This window comes from Paenibacillus sp. TAB_01 (genome assembly GCF_043945595.1).
Taxonomy (GTDB): Bacteria; Bacillota; Bacilli; order Paenibacillales; family NBRC-103111; genus Paenibacillus_S.
Genome location: NZ_JBIFNP010000001.1, coordinates 5663558 through 5680749, shown reverse-complemented (window position 1 = coordinate 5680749; position 17192 = coordinate 5663558). Strand labels below are relative to the sequence as shown.

The following is a 17192-nucleotide window of genomic DNA, read 5'->3' as shown; positions in this document are numbered from 1 at the left end:
CCTTTTATGCCTTCAAAGGCCCGTTGTGTTATTCGGTCCCCGAAATATGCTACAATAAGGCAAAGCATGTACAATTTTGAGGTGATCGGTTTGGAAAAAGACATATTAACCCGATTCGGCGTATCGATGCCGGAGGAGCTAGTCAATCAGTTCGATCAATATATATCCGAGCAAGGGTATACCAACCGTTCGGAGGCGATCCGGGATCTTGTGCGGAGGGTGCTGCTGGAGCCAAGACAGCTGAATGCCGATCAGCTGGTGGCCGGTACCATCGTCATGGTCTATGACCACCATGTAAGCGAGCTGCCGCTGACGCTGATGGAGCTGCAGCATCAATACCACCACCATGTGATTTCCACCATGCACGTGCATTTGAATCATGAGCAGTGTCTCGAAATTATCGTCGTACGCGGAAGCTTATCGAAGCTGAGGGAGCTGAAGCAGCAGATCCAGGTGCAGAAAGGCGTGTTATACGCAGAGCTTTCCGTCACTTATTTGGATGAGGAAGGGAAGGATGGCCGCCAAGGGCACTCGCATCCGCACGATCATTCGCATTCGCATGATCCGGACTGAGAGTCTTTACATCGCGGGCATAAGGCTGTACAATACCGAATAGCATCTAAGTAGGGGCTGACGAGCCCATACGGAGGATGACAACTATATACGCAATCGAACGGGGTGCCCTCGCGCAGGCGAGGGGTAACAGGGAATCGGGTGCAAGTCCCGAGCGGTCCCGCCACTGTATTCGGGGAGTTATCTTTCATTCATGTCACTCGATAGGCAAGAGCATCGGGGAAGACGAAAGAGCGCATGGATCCGAGAGCCAGGAGACCTACCTTATTCGACGCACCACAGACCTTCGCGGAGAGGAGAGGTGTACGGGACATAATAACGGCAGGGAATCCTTCCCCTTGGTCGTCTATTGATACGTACGCTTAAAGCCAATCCTTGAATGAGGATTGGTTTTTTTGACGTTTCGCGGTCGTAAGCTTCATCTTATTTCAAGAAACGGGAGGTTAGGTAATTGAAAGCGAAGAAATGGGTTAGTACACTGCTTTTGGTTTTGGGCTTTATCGTTTATTTTTCTGTGAATGAACCGGAGTCCGCGTATGCCATGCATATTATGGAAGGGTTCCTTCCTGTCGGCTGGGCGGTGTTCTGGTGGGTTGTGTTTATCCCGTTCTTTATTGTCGGACTCCGGGCTTTGAAGAAGATTACAAAGGAGACGCCCGAGCTGAAAATTATGCTTGGTCTGGCGGGGGCGTTTACGTTCGTTCTGTCCGCCTTGAAAATTCCGTCCGTAACAGGAAGCAGCTCCCATCCGACGGGTACGGGGCTTGGGGCCGTCATGTTCGGCCCTCTGCCGATGAGCGTGCTAGGCTCCATTGTACTTTTGTTTCAAGCGCTGCTGCTGGCTCACGGCGGTTTGACCACTTTGGGGGCCAACGCCTTTTCGATGGCCATAGCCGGACCGATTGTAGGCTACTGGGTGTATAAAGGGCTGATGCGTTCGACCGGCAAGCAAAAATGGGCGATCTTTACGGCGGCGGCCCTGGCCGACTTATCGACCTATGTCGTCACTTCGCTGCAGCTGGCGCTCGCGTTCCCGGCGGAGCAGGGCGGCATTCTGGCTTCCTTCGTGAAGTTCGGCAGCATTTTTGCCGTCACTCAAGTTCCGCTGGCTATCAGCGAAGGGCTGCTCACGGTATTGATCTGGAATTGGATGCAGTCGTACAGCACGGAAGAGCTGTCGGTGCTGCAGCGCAAAATGAAAGGAGCGAAGCAATCATGACAAGCCGCAGCAAAAACACGCTGATGCTGGCCGGTGTCATTTTACTGGCCGTGCTGCCGTTACTGCTCGTGAACGGGGATTTCGGGGGAGCGGACGACGCCGCAGAGCAGGTCATCGCCGAGCTTCATCCGAGCTACAAGCCTTGGTTTGCCCCGCTATTAGAGCCGCCGGCCGAAACGGAAAGCATGCTGTTCGCGCTGCAGGCCGCTATCGGCGCGGGCGTAATCGGCTATGCTATCGGATGGTTCAAAGGCAAATCGTCCAAATCGAAGCCGCAATGATTAAACTGATCGATACGTTTTCGTACCAAAACAAGCTGCGCTCCGTATCCCCATTGGGGAAATGCGGATTCGCAGCCGTTCTTTTTCTGCTCTCGTATTTGGCGCATCCGGCCGTACAGCTTGCAATCGGCGCAGCAATGCTGCTGTGGACGGTAGTCTATGCCGGTGTGCCGCTGAAATATTACGGCCTGCTCATCGGGGCACCCTGTTTGTTCTATGCCGCAAGTCTGCCGCCCATCGTATTGGAGCTTCATTCCGCAGACGGCGCTCTGATGGTGAAAGCCGCCACCGCCGCCTCTGCGCTGGGGAACCTCCCCTTATTTACACTGGCTCACACCACGGTATATGTATCAGGACTAGGTGTGGAAAGGGCGGCGGGGCTGTTCACGCGAATTATCGGCTGCTTATCCTGTCTGACCTTCGTCATGCTGACCACGCCGATGTCCGAGCTGTTTCAGGTGATGCGCAAATTACGCATGCCGCCTCTGGTGCTGGAGCTGATGCTGATCATGTACCGTTTCCTGTTCGTGCTGACGGAAACCGCCCAGCAGATGTATACGGCGCAAAAAGCCCGTGGCGGCCAATCCGGTTTTCAGGGCCGGCTGCACGATACATCCGTGCTAGTCGTCCGGTTATTCGGCAAGACGATGCAGCGGTATAGGGAGCTGTCCTGCGGACTGATAGCCAGAGGCTTCACCGGCGATATCCGGATGGCGCCTTACGTGTCTGCCGGTATGCCGCAGCGCTACAAATGGGAGTGCGTGCTGACCGGGGCGCTGCTTGTACTGATCGAATTATGGTTGCGATGGGGGGACGGAGCGTGAATCCGATATTGAAAGCTGAAGGGGTCAGCTACCGCTATCCGGGGACGGAGTCTCCGGCACTGAAGGATCTGGAGCTGCAGATTCCTGCAGGCAAAAAGGTCGCCATCTGCGGTCATAACGGCTCAGGGAAGTCTACCTTCTTTCTGCATGCGGTCGGCATCCATCGTCCCGCTTCCGGCAGCATCCTGTGGCAGGGGGAGCCGATCGTCTACCGCCATGCCGAGCTGCGGCAGCTGAGACAGCGGATCGGGCTGGTGTTCCAGGACCCGGAACAGCAGCTGATTCTAAGTACCCCCTATGAAGATATTTCATACGGGCTCCGGAATGCGGGGATCGGCGAAGCGGAAATTCGCAGGCGAGCCGACCGCATTCTCGCCTCGATGCGGCTCGCGCCGTTGGCGGACAAGCCGATGCATCACCTGAGCCTTGGGCAGAAGAAGCGGGTGGCACTGGCCGGCGTGCTGGTGCTGGAGCCGGAGCTGCTGATGCTCGACGAGCCGACCGCTTATCTCGACCGTTCGTCCGAGCAGCAGCTCGTCGAGGAGCTGCAACCGCATTCATGAGGGCGGCATGACGGTGGTGATGGCTACGCATGACATGAATTTGGCTTATGCATGGGCGGACTGGCTGCTGGTGCTGGACAGGCGGGGCCTGCGTGCTGGAAGGCACGCCCTATGAAGTGTTCAGCCGGAACAAAGACCGGATGGATTCCTTGGGCTTAGAGCAGCCGATGCTGCTGGAGCTGTGGGAGTCGCTGCCCGAGCGGCTTCGGAAGGACAACATGCCGCTGCGGCACCTAAGCGATTTCAAGGACCTGCTGTCCGGGCTGTAACGGGTTTATATCCCCAGGATTTGGCGGCGACGGCGGTCAAATCCAATATAGATGAACGAAGACTGTTTTCCGCCGGGAAAACAGTCTTTTGTCTAATATCGTGAAATTGGCGTTCCGGCGGCCGCTCGGTTGGCTGGAGGCCGGCGCGGATGCATTTTGCTAGACGAACGCGTTCTGGTTCACTTTGCTTTTGGCCAGCTTCAAGTACCCCTGCACATTCAAAAGCTCGCTCTCGTCCATGAAGCGGAGCTTCATCGGGAACCTGCGGCTTCCAGGATATAAGGACGAAGCGCTGCGGCGCCGCCGCCGATCACATAGAAGCATTGAATGTCAGGGTGCTTTTTCCACCTCTTCTTGATCAGGTCGACGATCTTGCTGGCCGCCCGGCTGAAATACATATCGACGATCGGCTTCATGCTCGATTGGCCTTCACCGATCCGGCGAATGGTATAATCCCCCCGCTTGATCCGCTGCACGAGCTTCGCACGGCTCGGGAAGCGGTAACCGAGCTGATCCTCGACGCCCCGGATGATGCTGTCCAGATAGGTGGCGAGGCCGATCTGCTCACCGGTGCTGAACTGGTTGTCGATGCTCATTTTATTGACGACCGGAAAGTCGGTTGTCAGCGCGCCCATCTCGCAGATGCCGATGCAGCCGTGGTACAGCTCCTCATCCTTGACCTGCAGATTTTCGTGCGTAGCCATATGGAACAAGGCGGCGGCGCCTTCAATGCTGACGATCGCCCGGCGGATCGACACCTTGATTTTCCGGTTTTTCAGCTGCGGCGTAGACAGGAACGTCACTTCATGCTCGCCGACCAGCCGGTCCGTCGAACAGCTGATGATAGTACGAATACGTGCGCACAGGCAGCCCGGTCCCGATCACATACTCAATTTCCTCGGTATTGTTATAGCCGGTGTGCGACAGCGACTGGCTGGCGACAGCCGCATAGGCGAGGGCGGTCAAGGCAACGACCAGCGATTGGTCGGATACCGCCTTGTTATCGGTTTCTTCCAGCTCTACGCTGTCCTCGTTCTCCATAGCGAGCAGTCCGACGAAATACCGCTGGTTGTTTCGGGACAGCCGGGGGCTGTGTACGACTACATCCAATGCTTTTAACGGGGAGTCCTCCTCCTGGAGAATGTGACGGTCGTAACCGTGGGCGACGACATTCGGAATCATTAAAGGATCGCGAATACCGTCGAGCACGACTTTGATGCTGTCGTTGCCTATATCGATTCCTGCTAACTTCATGTATAAATTCCCTCCAGACATATCCATATAAATATTTAGTACTAAAATTCGAGCAAATGGAACAAAATCCCTTCGTACTTTAGAACTATTTTCCAATAAACAAGCAAAGTTTGGAAGGTTTTTCGAAAGAATGCGACGAATATTATCGTATTCCATCGAATAATGTTAATTTGTGCCAATCCGAAGGAGCAGACATGAAGCTTAAAATGGGCAGTAAGCGTTATACTTTTGTCATAATTCCCGATGCTAACAGCGCCGTCCGCCGTTTTGAGGTACCCAAGCTTATTCCTTACATTGCCGGTGCGGGACTTATGACCTTAATGGCGGTTACCCTGGTCATGTATGCGAGCCATGCGAAGAATGCAACGGTGGCGAACGAGCTGGAGAAGCGGATCGTCAGCAAGGATGCCGAGTTCAGCAGCACCGTTCAGGAAAAGAACCAGACGATCGAGCAGCTGCAAAGCGAAGTGATCCGCCTCTCCCAGCAGACGGCGGAGATGAAGCAGAAGATCGACGCCATCCGCCAGCAGGAGGACGAGGTGAGGAGTCTGACCGGCTCCGGTCAGGTGAGCATATCCTCAGCCGATGCACCGCCGGCTTCAGCAGCGATGGGAGGCAGCAGCACGCCGGCTACGGATGCGGAGGTGCTGACGCTCGCAGAGCAGACCAAGTCGCAGCTCAGCGACATGGACAAGTCGGTGGACGAGCTGAAGGACAGCATAGCGGATACGAAGGAGAAGGCGCTGGAGGCTCAGGAGAAGCTGAAGGTAACGCCGAATATTTGGCCGGTCGACAGCAGAACGATCACTTCCGGGTTCGGACTGCGGCAGGATCCGTTTACGTCGCGGCCGTCGTTTCACAGCGGATATGATATCGCTTCTCCGGCCAATTCGCCGGTGCATGTGACGGCGGACGGAGTGGTAGCATCCACCGGAAGCGACGATTCCCACGGCAACAATATCATCGTGACGCACTCCAAAGGGCTGCAAACGTGGTACATGCATCTGAATAAAATCAACGTGCAGAAGGGCGAACATGTCCAAAAAGGGCAGGTCATCGGGCTTGTCGGCTCGACCGGCCGGAGCACAGGGTATCATCTGCATTACGAAGTGCTGAAAAATGGCGTCAGCAGCGATCCGAAGCCATACTTACCTTAACGAGAAAGAGGGCGACATGATGTTTAAGAAGAGCAAGAGCGGCAGCTACGCTACCGATACGCTGATCGGGGAGGGAACCTTGTTCGAGGGACGAATCAAATCCGAGGCCAGCATACGGATTGAGGGTCAGATTACCGGCGATGTCGATTGCGCGGGGGATGTGACGATCGGCGAGAACGGGGTGGTGAAATCGAACGTCATCGCAAGAAACGTTATCCTCGCGGGTACGGTGCACGGCAATGTGCTGTGCAAAGGCAAGCTGACCATCCGGGCGACGGGGAAGCTGTACGGCAACACGACGGCACAGTCGCTTATTATTGACGAGGGCGGCGTCTTTCAGGGGACGAGCAAGATGGACAACGGCGGAACACCCCAGCAGGATCAGCCGAACCGTGAGCAGCCGCAGCAAAACAATCCTTTTCAGACCGGTTACAACGGCGGCAATATGGCCATGATGTGAGGCTTACATGCAGCGGTTCATCGGTGCATCCTGTCTGAAAAGGGGCATGCCCGCTCGTCGTCCCTTTTGTCAGATTCATACAACGAGCGGTCAGCTCCCTTATGATGTCATTACGAAGCCTGATGGAGCTTTCACAGACAAGGTACACCGTCAGACGTTCCGGCTTTATAGCCGTGCAGAGCTGGTCTGACAAACAAAATCCCGGCCTATTATAGGAACCGGGATTTCGTTCTTTACCTATGTTGGATTTAAGGCTTATTCGTCCATGCGCATGCTGGTCACATAGTTTTTTAACGCGATCTTTAATTTCCCCAGCAGCCGGGTTTCATCGGTCAGCTTGTCGAGCAGCTTGTCTGCGGTCACTTTGGCGGCCCCGCCGTTAATCCGGTTGATCAGCTTGCTGCCCGGCAGGTTCAGACCGTCTACCCCGGTGAAAATATACTGGATCCCCGCCTGCTCGCTCTGGGTAAGCGTCGTCTGATCGTACCGGCCATGCGGCAGACACAGCAGCTTATCCTGGGTGCCCAGCTTTTCAGCCAGCACCTGCTCGGCCTGCGTCAGATCCGCTCTCACCCGCTGGGCATATTCCTGCGCGGTTTCCATCCGGTTCAAGCTTGGCAGAAAGATGGGATTCGTCAAGGAATTGACGGACTTGCCGTCTGCACCGGGCACAAAATCATGCGAGTTATAGGTATGAGAATAAAAGCCGAAGCCGTCCGCTTTCATCTGCTCGATTTGGTCCCAGCTCATAAACGCGGTCCCATCCTCGGTTCGGGTACCTACCGCACTGACAATAAGAAAGTTGGTTGCGGTCAATCCCCGCTCCTTCAGAATCGGATAAGCATACTGGTAAAAGGATTCGTAGCCGTCGTCGAACGTCAGCAGCACTGCGCCCGGAGGCACCGTGCCCCGGCCATCCATGAAATCGATGAACTGCTTCATGGAAATGATATGATACCCGTTCGTTTGAAGCGCATCGATATGCGATTTGAAGGCATCCGGCGTGATTGTATAATCCGAGGCTTCGGGATCGATGTGGTGATATTCCAGCACAGCTACCTGGTTACTAAACCGGGGTGAGTTGCCCGGAACCCAATAATCGAACGCCAAATAAGCAATAAGCAGCAGGACGATGGCGGGTACAGTCCATTTCAGTCGAAGCTTTGTTCTCATCATGAAATAAATCTCCGTTCTCTCCAATAAATAAAAAGATTAAAATCATGCATCCATCCTGATCTATGATACCACGCTTTGGAAGCGTTGAGAAATTTGGCGAAATTTCCGGCAATCGCTGCGGGGGCCGCTTGATGGTGAGCTGAAAATAGGGTCCGCCTGACGAAACCTGCCGGAAAGCAGAGGCCCCTTCCAAGCAGATAGGCATGGAACCGGTCTGTTTGAGGCCAGGCTGCCGAAGCGCCTGGCTTTGACATACCGCTGACATATTCGAAGCGTAAAGTTCAAGATGCAGTGAGCTTAAAATTATGGACTGGAAATGGAGGCAGATTGTATGCGGTCATGGAATTGGAAAAAAACGTTCATCGGCGGCACGGCAGGCGCCATGTTGATTCTCGGAGCGGCCGGGGCAGCCTTTGCAGCGGATGCGACTTCCGCTCCGAGCGGGGCGCAGCAGAACAAGCACCTCACGAAGCTGGAGCAGAAAGCGGCGGCTCTGGGCTTGACGGTTCAGCAGCTGCTGAACCAGCAGGCGGCCAAGAAAGCGGCAATTGAAGCGAAAGCAAAAGAGCAGGGGATTACAGTAGAACAGCTGAAGGCGCAGCGCAAAGCCGAGAGCGAGGCCAAGCTGGCGCAAGAAGCAGCGAAGCAGGGCATCACGATAGAGCAGCTGAAGGCGCAGCGTAAAGCGAAGCATGAGGATGCGGCTGCCCAAGCGAAAGCGGCCGGGTTGACGCTGGAGCAGTGGCAGGCACAGAAGAAGGCCGAGCATCAGGCGAAGCTGGAGCAGAAGGCACAGAAGAAGGCTGAGCATCAGGCCAAAGCCGAGCAGAAAGCGAAGCAAAAGGCCGAGCGTGAGGCGAAGCTGGCGCAAGAAGCAGCGAAGCAGGGCATTACGGTAGAGCAGTTGAAGGCGCAGCGCAAAGCGCATCATGAAGAGGCGGCTGCCCAGGCGAAAGCGGCCGGGCTGACGCTGGAGCAGTGGCAGGCACAGAAGAAGGCCGAGCATCAGGCGAAGCTGGAGCAGAAGGCACAGAAGAAGGCTGAGCATCAGGCCAAAGCCGAGCAGAAAGCGAAGCAAAAGGCCGAGCGTGAGGCCAAGCTGGCGCAAGAAGCAGCGAAGCAGGGCATCACGGTAGAGCAGCTGAAAGCTCAGCGCAAAGCGCACCATGAAGAGGCGGCTGCCCAGGCGAAAGCGGCCGGGCTGACGCTGGAGCAGTGGCGGGCACAGAAGAAGGCTGCCAAGTAGCTCGGTTGCCGTTGAATGAAACGCATAGGTACACACCATGAAAATCCGATCCGAGGCTGCGGCCAAGGATCGGATTTTGTGTGTGTCTGCATTTGTGCAGACGTGGGTCCTGCGGAGTACGCAAGCGCCCTCTGTAAGAAGCTAATCTTAAATAATGCTAACTATTTATAATGTTAATCCAGGCTAGAATGAGCTTGCCTCCGCTGCTTAGCATTAAAGCAGGAGGTTGTCCGCGTACGAATTATCTCTGCGGAGCCGACAGCCTTAGCTCGCAGCTTCAGCCTTCGGGCAGACGCACTGCAAATACGGTCCCCGGCCGGGCTCGGAGGCCGCCTCAATCGTGCCGCCCATCCGCTCGACCAGCTGCTTGGCGATCGTCAGCCCCAAGCCGCTTCGCTCCCGGCGGGAGAGACGCGACGCCTCTCCCGTATAGAACCGCTCCCAAATATAGGGGAGCTGGGCAGGATCGATCCCCGCGCCGGTGTCGGCGACGCGCACCACCACGCAATCGCCCTCCCGGTGCGATTGCACCTTCACCTGTCCGCCCGCCGGGGTGTGGCGGACGGCATTGTCCAGCAGGTTGAACAGCACCTGCTTCAGCCGCTCGGAATCGCCGTAGACGGTAAGCCGCTGATCGTCAGGCTCGGATACGTGGAGCTCGATGCCTTTCTCTTCCGCCCGCAGGCGGAAGCCCTCGCAGACGGTGTCGACCAGAACCGGCCAGCGTATTTTGCGCAGCTGCAGGCTGACACGCCCCGACTCGATCGCCGATAAGTCCAGCATCGTGTTCAGCAGGCTGCTGAGCCGGCTCAGCTCCTGATACATAAATTCCATATATTTGCGCTGCTGGCCGGCAGGAACCATCCCTTCCAGTATAGCCTGGACAAAGCCGCGGACGGAGGTCAGCGGCGTCCGCAGCTCATGGGAGACATGGCCGATCAGCTCCTTGCGCATCGACTCAAGCGATTCCAGCTGTTCCGCCATCCGGTTAAATGTGGCGGACAGCTGCCCCACCTCATCGACTCCATGAACGGGAATCCGCTCGGAGAAGTCGCCTTGACCGATCCGGGCTGCCGCCTGATTCATCCGCATCAGCGGCAGCGATATTTTCCGGGAAATCAAGTACAGCACGCAGGAGGCGGGGACGGCAATAAGGACGGCGACGAGCAGAATGAGCCGTGAGAGCTCCTTCAGCTGAAACTCCTGGACAGGCATATGCAGAAACAGGGCGCCGGCCACGCCCTTGTCGTCCATAATCGGCACGCCGACGGACAGAAGCACCTGATCGTCCGTTTTTTTGAACGGTCCTGTCGCCTGGATTCGCTCTCCTGAGAACACTTTCTCGAGCAGTGCAGGATCCTTCAGCTCGCTTTTACGAAGCAGGCGCTTGACGGCGGCGCCTTTATTTTTCTTCATAAGCGCTGATCCGTCTTCCCGCAGAAGCAGGTCCATTTTCGTATTGGTGGTGCGCTTGTACTCGGATTCAATCGTATCGAACGTTTCCTGAAGCGAGCTGTCCCCGTTCGCGGGCTGCATTCTTGCGATGATTTCGTCCGCTTGCCGGTTCAGCATTGCTTCCTTCTGAGCAAACAGAACATGCTGAAGCGTTACATCGATGAGAAGAGCAAGCAGCGCAAGACCGATCAGCAGCACGGACAGGTAGCTGATCAGCAGCTTGCGAAATAGAGAGCGGGTCATCGTGAGGCGCCTCCTGCCATAAATTTATAACCGATACCGCGTGCGGTTTCGAGGCTCCAGCCCTCGGATTCCTCGCCGAGCTTGCGGCGGAGCCGCTTGACGGTTACATCCACGACGCGGTCGTCCCCAAAGTAATCCTCGCCCCATACCCGGTCCAGCAGCTGCTGGCGGGCCAGCACTTGATTCGGATGCTGAGCGAAGGTCAGCAAAAGCTTGTACTCCCGCGGTGTAAGCTCGATATATTCGTTGTCGATTGTAACGGCGTGAGCTGCGGTATCGATACTCAAGTCCCCGAACTGCATCGCGGAAGGAGGGGCCATCTGGCGGCGGGTCATGGTATAGGCATAGGAGCGGCGCAGCAGCGAGCCGACCCGCATCACCAGCTCGTTCGGATCGAACGGCTTCACCATGTAGTCGTCCGCCCCCAGCCCAAAGCCTTGGGCTTTATCTTCGCTTTCTCCTTTGGCGGTCAGCATCAAGATCGGCATATCGCTTGATTCCCGCAGAATACGGCATACTTCCCAGCCGTCCAGGCCGGGGAGCATAATATCCAGAATCAGCAGGTGCGCCTGCGTGCGGCGTATCATGGAAAGCACCTGACTGCCGTCGGCGCAGCAGGCAGCCTGGTAGCCTTGGCCGGATAAGTAAAGACGGATCAGCTCGGTAATATAGGGATCATCGTCGGCGACGAGAACGGTGTAATCCTGCGGTTTGAACGTGGGCTTCATAAAATCAGCGGCCAGCTCCTTCTTTCTTAAGCTCAAGGCAAATCGGAGATGCGCCAAACGGGCGATTTCCGTACGGATAAAGCATACCACCATTATAAAATGGACATATGACAAAAATCGAACATCTGCGAGTCTGCTGTCCGGTTTTACAATCCGCTTACAAATTAAACCAAAATTAATGAAAAGAAAACAATTTGTCCCAATTCGGTTAATGTTTCCTTCCTATACTGGGGATGTGCTTATACGAACAGCCTAGGCTTGGATAATAACCGGGGAGGAATTGTCTTGAAAAAAGTGTTCAAACAAATTTTGGTATCCGGCATGGCGCTCAGCCTGCTGCCGGCATTATCCGCTGCGGCGGCTGAGGCGCCGTCAGCATCCTCATCTCCAGCGGCGGCTGTTGCAGCTCCGCAGGCTCAATCGAAAAATGTCATCGTCCTGATCGGTGACGGGATGGGACCTGCCCAAGTATCCGCTGCGCGGGATTACTCGCGACATTTTCTGAACAAGAACCATTTGGAGCTGGATGCCTACTATGTAGGTCAGGCAACCACCTATGCCGACCGCGGTGAGGACGGCGGCGTCATGGTATCGGGCGAAGTAACCGATTCGGCGTCGGCGGGAACCGCTTTTGCCACGGGCCACAAAACCTACAACGCAGGCATCAGCGTCTCGAATGAAGACGTATCCAAGCCTTTCGCCTCCGTTATTGAGGCTTCCGAGAAGGTAGGGAAATCGACCGGGCTTGTGACCACAGCGAGAATTACCCATGCGACTCCGGCGGTCTATGCTTCGCACGTCCGCAACCGGGACAATGAGGCTGCCATTGCTTCGCAATATTTGAACGACCAGTCGGTGGACGTGCTGTTCGGTGGCGGAAAGCAGTTTTTCCTGAGCAAGGAAGAGAAGGGCAAGCGGACGGATAAAACGATTATTCCGGATTTTGAAGCGAAGGGCTACAAGGTCGTTTACGATAAGCAGGGCTTGGAATCATTAGGCACGAACGACGGCAAGGCGCTCGGTCTGTTCAACAGCTCCCATGTCGATTATGTACTGGACCGTGATGAGACAGTGCCAAGCTTGGCCGATATGTCGCAAAAGGCAATCGAGCTGCTGTCGCAAAATCCGAATGGCTTTACGATGATGATCGAAGGCGGCCGGATCGACCATGCCGGGCATTCGAACGACTTCCCCGCGCTTGTGCAGGAAGCGCTTGATTTCGATGCTGCGGTGAAGGTAGCGATGGATTTTGCGAAGAAAGACGGCAACACGTCGGTCGTTGTGACAGCTGACCATGAAACAGGCGGCTTGTCGCTCTCCCGCGACGGCGTCTATGAAATCAATGTAGATGCCTGGGATCAAGAAAGGCAATCGTCCGAGCTGTTTGCGGCGAAGCTGAAAGCAGCGAAAAGCGGGGAGGAGATCAAGCAGCTGGTGTTCGACAACACAGGCTTCAATGATCTGACGGACGAAGAAGCAAGCTATATCATGCAGGGAGACGGTACCTCCTATACGCAGGAAGGTGCTTACAATGCAGTGATAGCCAAGCGGATGATGGTCGGCTTTACAGGACACGGCCACTCTGCCGTTGATGTCGGCGTGTGGGCCTACGGACCGATTGCCGATATGGTGAAGGGCCAAATCGACAATACCGATATTGCAAGAGCCATCGCCAAGGTAGCTAATGTGGACCTGGAAGGAACGACGGCGGAGCTGCAGGCCCAATACGTGTATCCGAAGTTTAAAGTGACGCGCGAAGGCGCCACGCTGTATCCGGCCAGACTGCTGTCCGCATCGCTTGGCGTGGATGTCGCCTGGGACGAGGCTTCCAAATCCGTAGTGCTGTCCAAGGACGGCAATCAGGTCGGTGTGAACGTAGAAACGGCGAAAACAACGTGGAACGGAGCGCCGGGCAGCTTTACAGCCAACATGGACAACGGCAGCCTGTGGCTGTCCCTGGATGCTTTTCAGCAGTTGACGGGTAAAGAACTGCCGTGGGATGCCTTGTCCGAACGGATCAGCTTGAAATAAGCAGGAGCGGCATGAACAAGAGGCAGGGGAGTGCGGTCCCCTGTCTTTTTGTTAACATGATAGAATCTATATGTTTTCGGGGTCCCCGCAAAGTACCTGAGTCCACTCCGAAGCATAAGCCCCACTTTGTGGGGTTATTTTACGAGGGAGGAGCCGCAGCTGTATATGGGCAGTCTGCCTGTGAAGAGAGAGGGGAAGCGGACATGATCCAAATTCGTAATGTGCACAAATCGTTTCGTATGGGAGCCTCCCGGCTGCCTATTCTGCACATAGCCGGCTGGTCTGCCGGCCGGGGCCAGAGAATAGCGCTGATCGGCCCGAGCGGGAGCGGAAAAAGCACGCTGCTGCATCTGCTGGGGGGCGTGATTGCGGCGGACAGCGGCGAGATTCACGTCAGCGGACAGCCGCTGCACAGCTTTACGGAAGCGCAGAGAGACCGGTTTCGCGCGGAGCAGGTCGGGTATATTTTTCAAGATTTTCATCTTATCGCTTCGCTGACCGCCAGGCAAAACGTTGAGCTCGTCCTGCCAAGAAGCTGGAGCCGGAAGGAGAGGGACAGCGAGCTGCAAGCCTGGTTCGAGCGGGTCGGACTGCAGGATCGGCAGCACCATCTGCCCGCACAGCTGTCCAGAGGCCAGCAGCAGCGCATAGCGATCATCCGGGCGCTCATTCACCGCCCGCCGCTGGTATTGGCCGACGAGCCGACGGGAAGTCTCGATTGGGAAGCGGCCGGTTCCGTCATGCGGCTTCTGCTGTCCCTGTGCGAGGAAGAGGGGCGGACCCTGCTGACCGTAACGCACGATTTGCACTTGGCGGATTTGTTTCCAATGAAGGCAGAGATGAGCGAAATAAACGGTCTGCTGCAAAAAGACATCGGTGATGACGGACCGCTTTCAGCGTCTAAAGCAGGAACAGGGGGTGAAGCGGGTGAGTCTTCCCCGGTTGTTGTGGCGTAATATGCTGCACAGGAAAACGTTGTCGCTGCTGACGTTATTCTCGGTAGCCATGACGGTTGCGCTGCTCGTGTTCCTGATCCTATGCAGTCAGGGAGTGGAGCAGGGGGCGGAGAAAGGATACGGTTCCTTTGAGCTGACGGTTGGAGCCAAGGGAAGCTCTTCTCAGCTCGCGCTCAATACGTACTACCATGTCGGGACGCCGACAGGGAATGTGCCGTACGACGTTTTCACGCAGATTCAAAAGGACGATCAGACCGAGGCGGCCTTTGCGATGACGACAGGAGACAATTACAACGGCTATCCGATTGTCGGTATCGATGCCAAATATTTTCTCGTCCGGTACGGGGATCGACGGCTTGAGGCGGGGACGGTATATGCCAAGACAGGGGAAGCGGTTGTCGGCTCGCACATTGCCAAAACGATGGGCATTCATGTCGGGGACACATTCCATGGCGGCCACGGGCTTGTACACGAGGGAGAATCGGAGGAAGCCGAGGAGGAGACGGAGCATGAAAATGAAGCTGCCCATGCAGAGCATGAGGCCCATCAGTCTTTTGCCTATAAAGTAGTGGGCATTCTTCCGGTGCTTCATACGCCTGATGACCGGGCGGTGTTTACGACCTTAGACTATGCATGGGCTGTCCATGCCAGCCAGCAGGGGGAGCATAAGGATGTGACCGCCATTCTGGTTAAGCCGAGAACGCTGCTTGGCGCCCAAGCATTGAAAAATAAATTCGACAAGCTGGAGCAAGTGCAGGCTATCTATACAAGCAAAGCGGTAGCGGATGTCGTCAATTTGGTGGATAAAGGAGCGCAGGCCGTGCAGCTTGTCACCGTGCTGTGCATTGTGCTGGCGGCCGTATCCCTGCTGCTTTCCCTTACGGCGGCGGTTCATGAACGTAAAAAGGACGTAGGTTTACTTAGGCTGATCGGAAAAAGCAAAAGCTTCGTCTGGTTGTCGCTAATCGGCGAAGGGATGCTGCTGACGCTGCTCGGCTGCCTGGCCGGACTGTTGGCCGGACATCTCGGCAGCTTCGCCGGACGTGACGCGCTGTTTGATTTCGCGGGCATCCAGGTGAATGCCTGGCAGTTTACTGCAGATGAGGTCTGGCTTGTAGCAGGCGCGCTGGCCGTCGGACTTCTGGCGTCCGCGGGTCCGGCAATGCAGGTATACCGCGTCGACCCGCTGCAGCTGTTCAGATCTTAAAGGAGGAGGCTCCGCGAATGAGAAGGATCAAGCGATGGTTGAAAAGAAAGCGGGCCGCGGCCCTCGCTGCGGCCTTGCTGGCGGCGCTTGCGCTTGCGGCCGGCTGCGGGCAGAGGACGGGCGCATCTGCCCCGGCTGCCTCTTTTGCCGCCGCCGAAACCGCTGCGGCCGTGGACTCGGCGGCAGCGGCAGGCCCCGGGGCTGCTCAGCAGGCAGCCGCAGCGGGTGGGCTGCCGCCGTCCGCGCCGGAGCGAGCTGCAGGCGCAGGGGGAGCGGTGCCAGCGGAGGGAGCGCAGCCGTCTGAGCCGGAGCGTGCTACAGGCGCAGGAGGAGCAGCGCCAGCGGAGACTGCGCAGCCGTCCGCACCGGAGCGTGCAGCAGGCGCAGGAGGAGCGGCGCCAGCGGAAGGAGCGCAGCCGTCCGCACCGGAGGGTGCAGCAGGCGCAGGAGGGGCAGCGCCAGCGGAGGGAACGCAGCCGTCCGCACCGGAGCGTGCAGCAGGCGCGGGAGGGGCAGCGCCAGCGGAAGGAGCGCAGCCGTCTGCGCCGGAACGTGCAGCAGGCGCAGGAGGAGCGGCGCCAGCGGAGGGAGCGCAGCCGTCCGCACCGGAGCGTGCAGCAGGCGCAGGAGGAGCGGCGCCAGCGGAAGGAGCGCAGCCGTCCGCACCGGAGCGTGCAGCAGGCGCAGGAGGAGCGGCGCCAGCGGAAGGAGCGCAGCCGACCGCGCTGGAGCGTGCAGCAGGCGCAGGAGGAGCGGCGCCAGCCGGTCCCTCCCGCTGCAGTTCACAGAGCGTCGAACGAGCTGCTGTGGTCTGAGTTTTTTGACGACGACAAGCAGTCCACGCCGTCCGAAAAGTTCTGGGATTTGAACGGGAAGACTGTGCAAATCAAGGGGTTTATGGGCGAAGTGCTGTCCTTCGACAAGCACTGGTTTCTGCTGATTCCGCAGCCGGGGGCGGAGTGTCCGTTCGATAACGGTGATGAAACGTACTGGAACAAGATTATGATCGTCTATGTGCCTAAGGACGTGAAGCTCCGTTATACCCAAGGGCCGCTGCAAATAACCGCGCGGTTGGATGTCGGCATCAAGATCGACGAATCAGGGTATAAGACGATGTTTCGCTTATACGATGCCAAATTCGAAAGACTGACAGAATAGGATCAGGGCTGAGCCTGCAGCAGGCTGGCAGCGACTCTGATTTCAACGGCCCCATCTGCAGCTTGGCGGATGGGGTCGTTGTTTGCCGTTGGCGAAGGAGAATGAGTAGGATGTTTTATTCCTTATTCTGGAATTGTAAAACTTGTCAGCAAGCATCCGTTCATGGTAGCATGAATTTATGTCTCAGCCGTCTATATTGACGGAAGATAAGTCTTTTTCAGCTGTGGAGCCGTGGTGTAGTGGCCTAACATGCCTGCCTGTCACGCAGGAGACCGCGGGTTCGAATCCCGTCGGCTCCGCCATTCTGTTTTCCCTTGCGAGGGAAGGAAGATTATCGCACTCATTGTACAAAACCTGGAGAAGCATCGAGCAGAGTAATGTAGCTGCTCTTT

General features: G+C 56.6%; 18 protein-coding genes, 1 tRNA gene and 1 riboswitch. Of the genes, 14 read left to right on the top strand and 5 right to left on the bottom strand.

All coding sequences use genetic code 11. The annotated features are described in order from the left end of the window. Positions 1-66 precede the first annotated feature (66 nt). The 6 genes from nikR to ACHHV8_RS27625 all read left to right on the top strand — a co-directional run bounded on the left by nikR (position 67) and on the right by ACHHV8_RS27625 (position 3729). Positions 67-573: a nickel-responsive transcriptional regulator NikR gene (nikR, locus tag ACHHV8_RS27650; RefSeq protein ID WP_395162557.1), complete on the top strand. Its 507-nt coding sequence runs from the start codon at positions 67-69 to the stop codon at positions 571-573. A gap of 86 nt (positions 574-659) precedes the next feature. Next, a riboswitch (cobalamin riboswitch) is annotated at positions 660-854 on the top strand. Between the two features lie 170 nt (positions 855-1024). Next, a complete protein-coding gene (locus ACHHV8_RS27645; RefSeq protein WP_395162556.1) occupies positions 1025-1792 on the top strand; it encodes an energy-coupling factor ABC transporter permease in 768 nt (255 codons plus the stop codon). After that, entirely contained in the window at positions 1789-2073 is a 285-nt protein-coding gene (locus ACHHV8_RS27640) for an energy-coupling factor ABC transporter substrate-binding protein (protein WP_395162555.1), read from the top strand. The genes ACHHV8_RS27645 and ACHHV8_RS27640 overlap by 4 nt, the downstream gene beginning before the upstream one ends. Beyond that, a complete protein-coding gene (gene cbiQ / locus ACHHV8_RS27635; protein WP_395162554.1) occupies positions 2034-2897 on the top strand; it encodes a cobalt ECF transporter T component CbiQ in 864 nt (287 codons plus the stop codon). Before ACHHV8_RS27640 ends, cbiQ begins: the two co-directional genes overlap by 40 nt. Further along, a complete protein-coding gene (locus ACHHV8_RS27630) occupies positions 2894-3460 on the top strand; it encodes an energy-coupling factor ABC transporter ATP-binding protein (protein WP_395162553.1) in 567 nt (188 codons plus the stop codon). Before cbiQ ends, ACHHV8_RS27630 begins: the two co-directional genes overlap by 4 nt. Before the next feature lie 92 nt (positions 3461-3552). After that, positions 3553-3729 carry a hypothetical protein gene (locus tag ACHHV8_RS27625; protein ID WP_395162552.1) on the top strand — a complete coding sequence of 59 codons (177 nt, stop codon included), beginning with the start codon at positions 3553-3555 and terminating at the stop codon, positions 3727-3729. A gap of 251 nt (positions 3730-3980) precedes the next feature. Here the strand turns inward: ACHHV8_RS27625 and ACHHV8_RS27620 are convergent, their stop codons facing one another. Both ACHHV8_RS27620 and ACHHV8_RS27615 read right to left on the bottom strand, forming a co-directional pair. After that, positions 3981-4532 carry a hypothetical protein gene (locus ACHHV8_RS27620; RefSeq protein ID WP_395162551.1) on the bottom strand — a complete coding sequence of 184 codons (552 nt, stop codon included), beginning with the start codon at positions 4530-4532 and terminating at the stop codon, positions 3981-3983. 1 nt (position 4533) lies between these two features. Next, a complete protein-coding gene (locus tag ACHHV8_RS27615; RefSeq protein WP_395162550.1) occupies positions 4534-4983 on the bottom strand; it encodes a ParM/StbA family protein in 450 nt (149 codons plus the stop codon). Between the two features lie 194 nt (positions 4984-5177). Between ACHHV8_RS27615 and ACHHV8_RS27610 the strand changes: the two genes are divergently transcribed. Both ACHHV8_RS27610 and ACHHV8_RS27605 read left to right on the top strand, forming a co-directional pair. Continuing rightward, positions 5178-6140 carry a peptidoglycan DD-metalloendopeptidase family protein gene (locus tag ACHHV8_RS27610; protein ID WP_395162549.1) on the top strand — a complete coding sequence of 321 codons (963 nt, stop codon included), beginning with the start codon at positions 5178-5180 and terminating at the stop codon, positions 6138-6140. A 16-nt stretch (positions 6141-6156) separates the two neighbouring features. Next, on the top strand, positions 6157-6600 hold the full coding sequence (locus tag ACHHV8_RS27605) for a bactofilin family protein (protein ID WP_395162548.1): 444 nt from the start codon (positions 6157-6159) through the stop codon (positions 6598-6600). A 255-nt stretch (positions 6601-6855) separates the two neighbouring features. On the opposite strand, the gene ACHHV8_RS27600 is transcribed toward ACHHV8_RS27605, so the two are convergent. After that, positions 6856-7776: a polysaccharide deacetylase family protein gene (locus tag ACHHV8_RS27600; RefSeq protein WP_395162547.1), complete on the bottom strand. Its 921-nt coding sequence runs from the start codon at positions 7774-7776 to the stop codon at positions 6856-6858. Positions 7777-8107: 331 nt separating this feature from the next. Here ACHHV8_RS27600 and ACHHV8_RS27595 point away from each other — a divergent pair, with 331 nt between their 5' ends. Further along, the gene (locus tag ACHHV8_RS27595) at positions 8108-9022 is read left to right on the top strand and encodes a coiled-coil domain-containing protein (RefSeq protein ID WP_395162546.1); all 915 of its coding nucleotides are present in this window, start codon (positions 8108-8110) and stop codon (positions 9020-9022) included. 264 nt (positions 9023-9286) lie between these two features. Here the strand turns inward: ACHHV8_RS27595 and ACHHV8_RS27590 are convergent, their stop codons facing one another. Further along, on the bottom strand, positions 9287-10720 hold the full coding sequence (locus ACHHV8_RS27590; protein WP_395162545.1) for a sensor histidine kinase: 1434 nt from the start codon (positions 10718-10720) through the stop codon (positions 9287-9289). Next, the gene (locus tag ACHHV8_RS27585) at positions 10717-11448 is read right to left on the bottom strand and encodes a response regulator transcription factor (RefSeq protein WP_395162544.1); all 732 of its coding nucleotides are present in this window, start codon (positions 11446-11448) and stop codon (positions 10717-10719) included. Before ACHHV8_RS27585 ends, ACHHV8_RS27590 begins: the two co-directional genes overlap by 4 nt. Before the next feature lie 279 nt (positions 11449-11727). Between ACHHV8_RS27585 and ACHHV8_RS27580 the strand changes: the two genes are divergently transcribed. From ACHHV8_RS27580 to ACHHV8_RS27560, 5 genes are all read left to right on the top strand, one after another. Beyond that, positions 11728-13479 (top strand): alkaline phosphatase, encoded by a 1752-nt coding sequence (locus ACHHV8_RS27580; protein WP_395163645.1) that lies wholly within the window; start codon positions 11728-11730, stop codon positions 13477-13479. Between the two features lie 203 nt (positions 13480-13682). Further along, positions 13683-14435 carry an ABC transporter ATP-binding protein gene (locus ACHHV8_RS27575; protein WP_395162543.1) on the top strand — a complete coding sequence of 251 codons (753 nt, stop codon included), beginning with the start codon at positions 13683-13685 and terminating at the stop codon, positions 14433-14435. After that, positions 14407-15642 carry an ABC transporter permease gene (locus ACHHV8_RS27570; protein ID WP_395162542.1) on the top strand — a complete coding sequence of 412 codons (1236 nt, stop codon included), beginning with the start codon at positions 14407-14409 and terminating at the stop codon, positions 15640-15642. The genes ACHHV8_RS27575 and ACHHV8_RS27570 overlap by 29 nt, the downstream gene beginning before the upstream one ends. Positions 15643-15735: 93 nt before the next feature. After that, the gene (locus tag ACHHV8_RS27565; RefSeq protein ID WP_395162541.1) at positions 15736-16800 is read left to right on the top strand and encodes a hypothetical protein; all 1065 of its coding nucleotides are present in this window, start codon (positions 15736-15738) and stop codon (positions 16798-16800) included. Positions 16801-17025: 225 nt separating this feature from the next. Further along, positions 17026-17102, top strand: a tRNA-Asp gene (locus ACHHV8_RS27560). Positions 17103-17192: the final 90 nt, after the last annotated feature.

Bases quoted from the DNA above. Each gene is read 5' to 3' on its own strand.
- nikR (WP_395162557.1), top strand. From the start codon at position 67: ATGTACAATTTTGAGGTGATCGGTTTGGAAAAAGACATATTAACCCGA.
- ACHHV8_RS27640 (WP_395162555.1), top strand. From the start codon at position 1,789: ATGACAAGCCGCAGCAAAAACACGCTGATGCTGGCCGGTGTCATTTTA.
- cbiQ (WP_395162554.1), top strand. From the start codon at position 2,034: ATGGTTCAAAGGCAAATCGTCCAAATCGAAGCCGCAATGATTAAACTG.
- ACHHV8_RS27615 (WP_395162550.1), bottom strand. From the start codon at position 4,983: ATGAAGTTAGCAGGAATCGATATAGGCAACGACAGCATCAAAGTCGTG.
- ACHHV8_RS27610 (WP_395162549.1), top strand. From the start codon at position 5,178: ATGAAGCTTAAAATGGGCAGTAAGCGTTATACTTTTGTCATAATTCCC.
- ACHHV8_RS27605 (WP_395162548.1), top strand. From the start codon at position 6,157: ATGATGTTTAAGAAGAGCAAGAGCGGCAGCTACGCTACCGATACGCTG.
- ACHHV8_RS27600 (WP_395162547.1), bottom strand. From the start codon at position 7,776: ATGATGAGAACAAAGCTTCGACTGAAATGGACTGTACCCGCCATCGTC.
- ACHHV8_RS27595 (WP_395162546.1), top strand. From the start codon at position 8,108: ATGCGGTCATGGAATTGGAAAAAAACGTTCATCGGCGGCACGGCAGGC.
- ACHHV8_RS27590 (WP_395162545.1), bottom strand. From the start codon at position 10,720: ATGACCCGCTCTCTATTTCGCAAGCTGCTGATCAGCTACCTGTCCGTG.
- ACHHV8_RS27585 (WP_395162544.1), bottom strand. From the start codon at position 11,448: ATGAAGCCCACGTTCAAACCGCAGGATTACACCGTTCTCGTCGCCGAC.
- ACHHV8_RS27575 (WP_395162543.1), top strand. From the start codon at position 13,683: ATGATCCAAATTCGTAATGTGCACAAATCGTTTCGTATGGGAGCCTCC.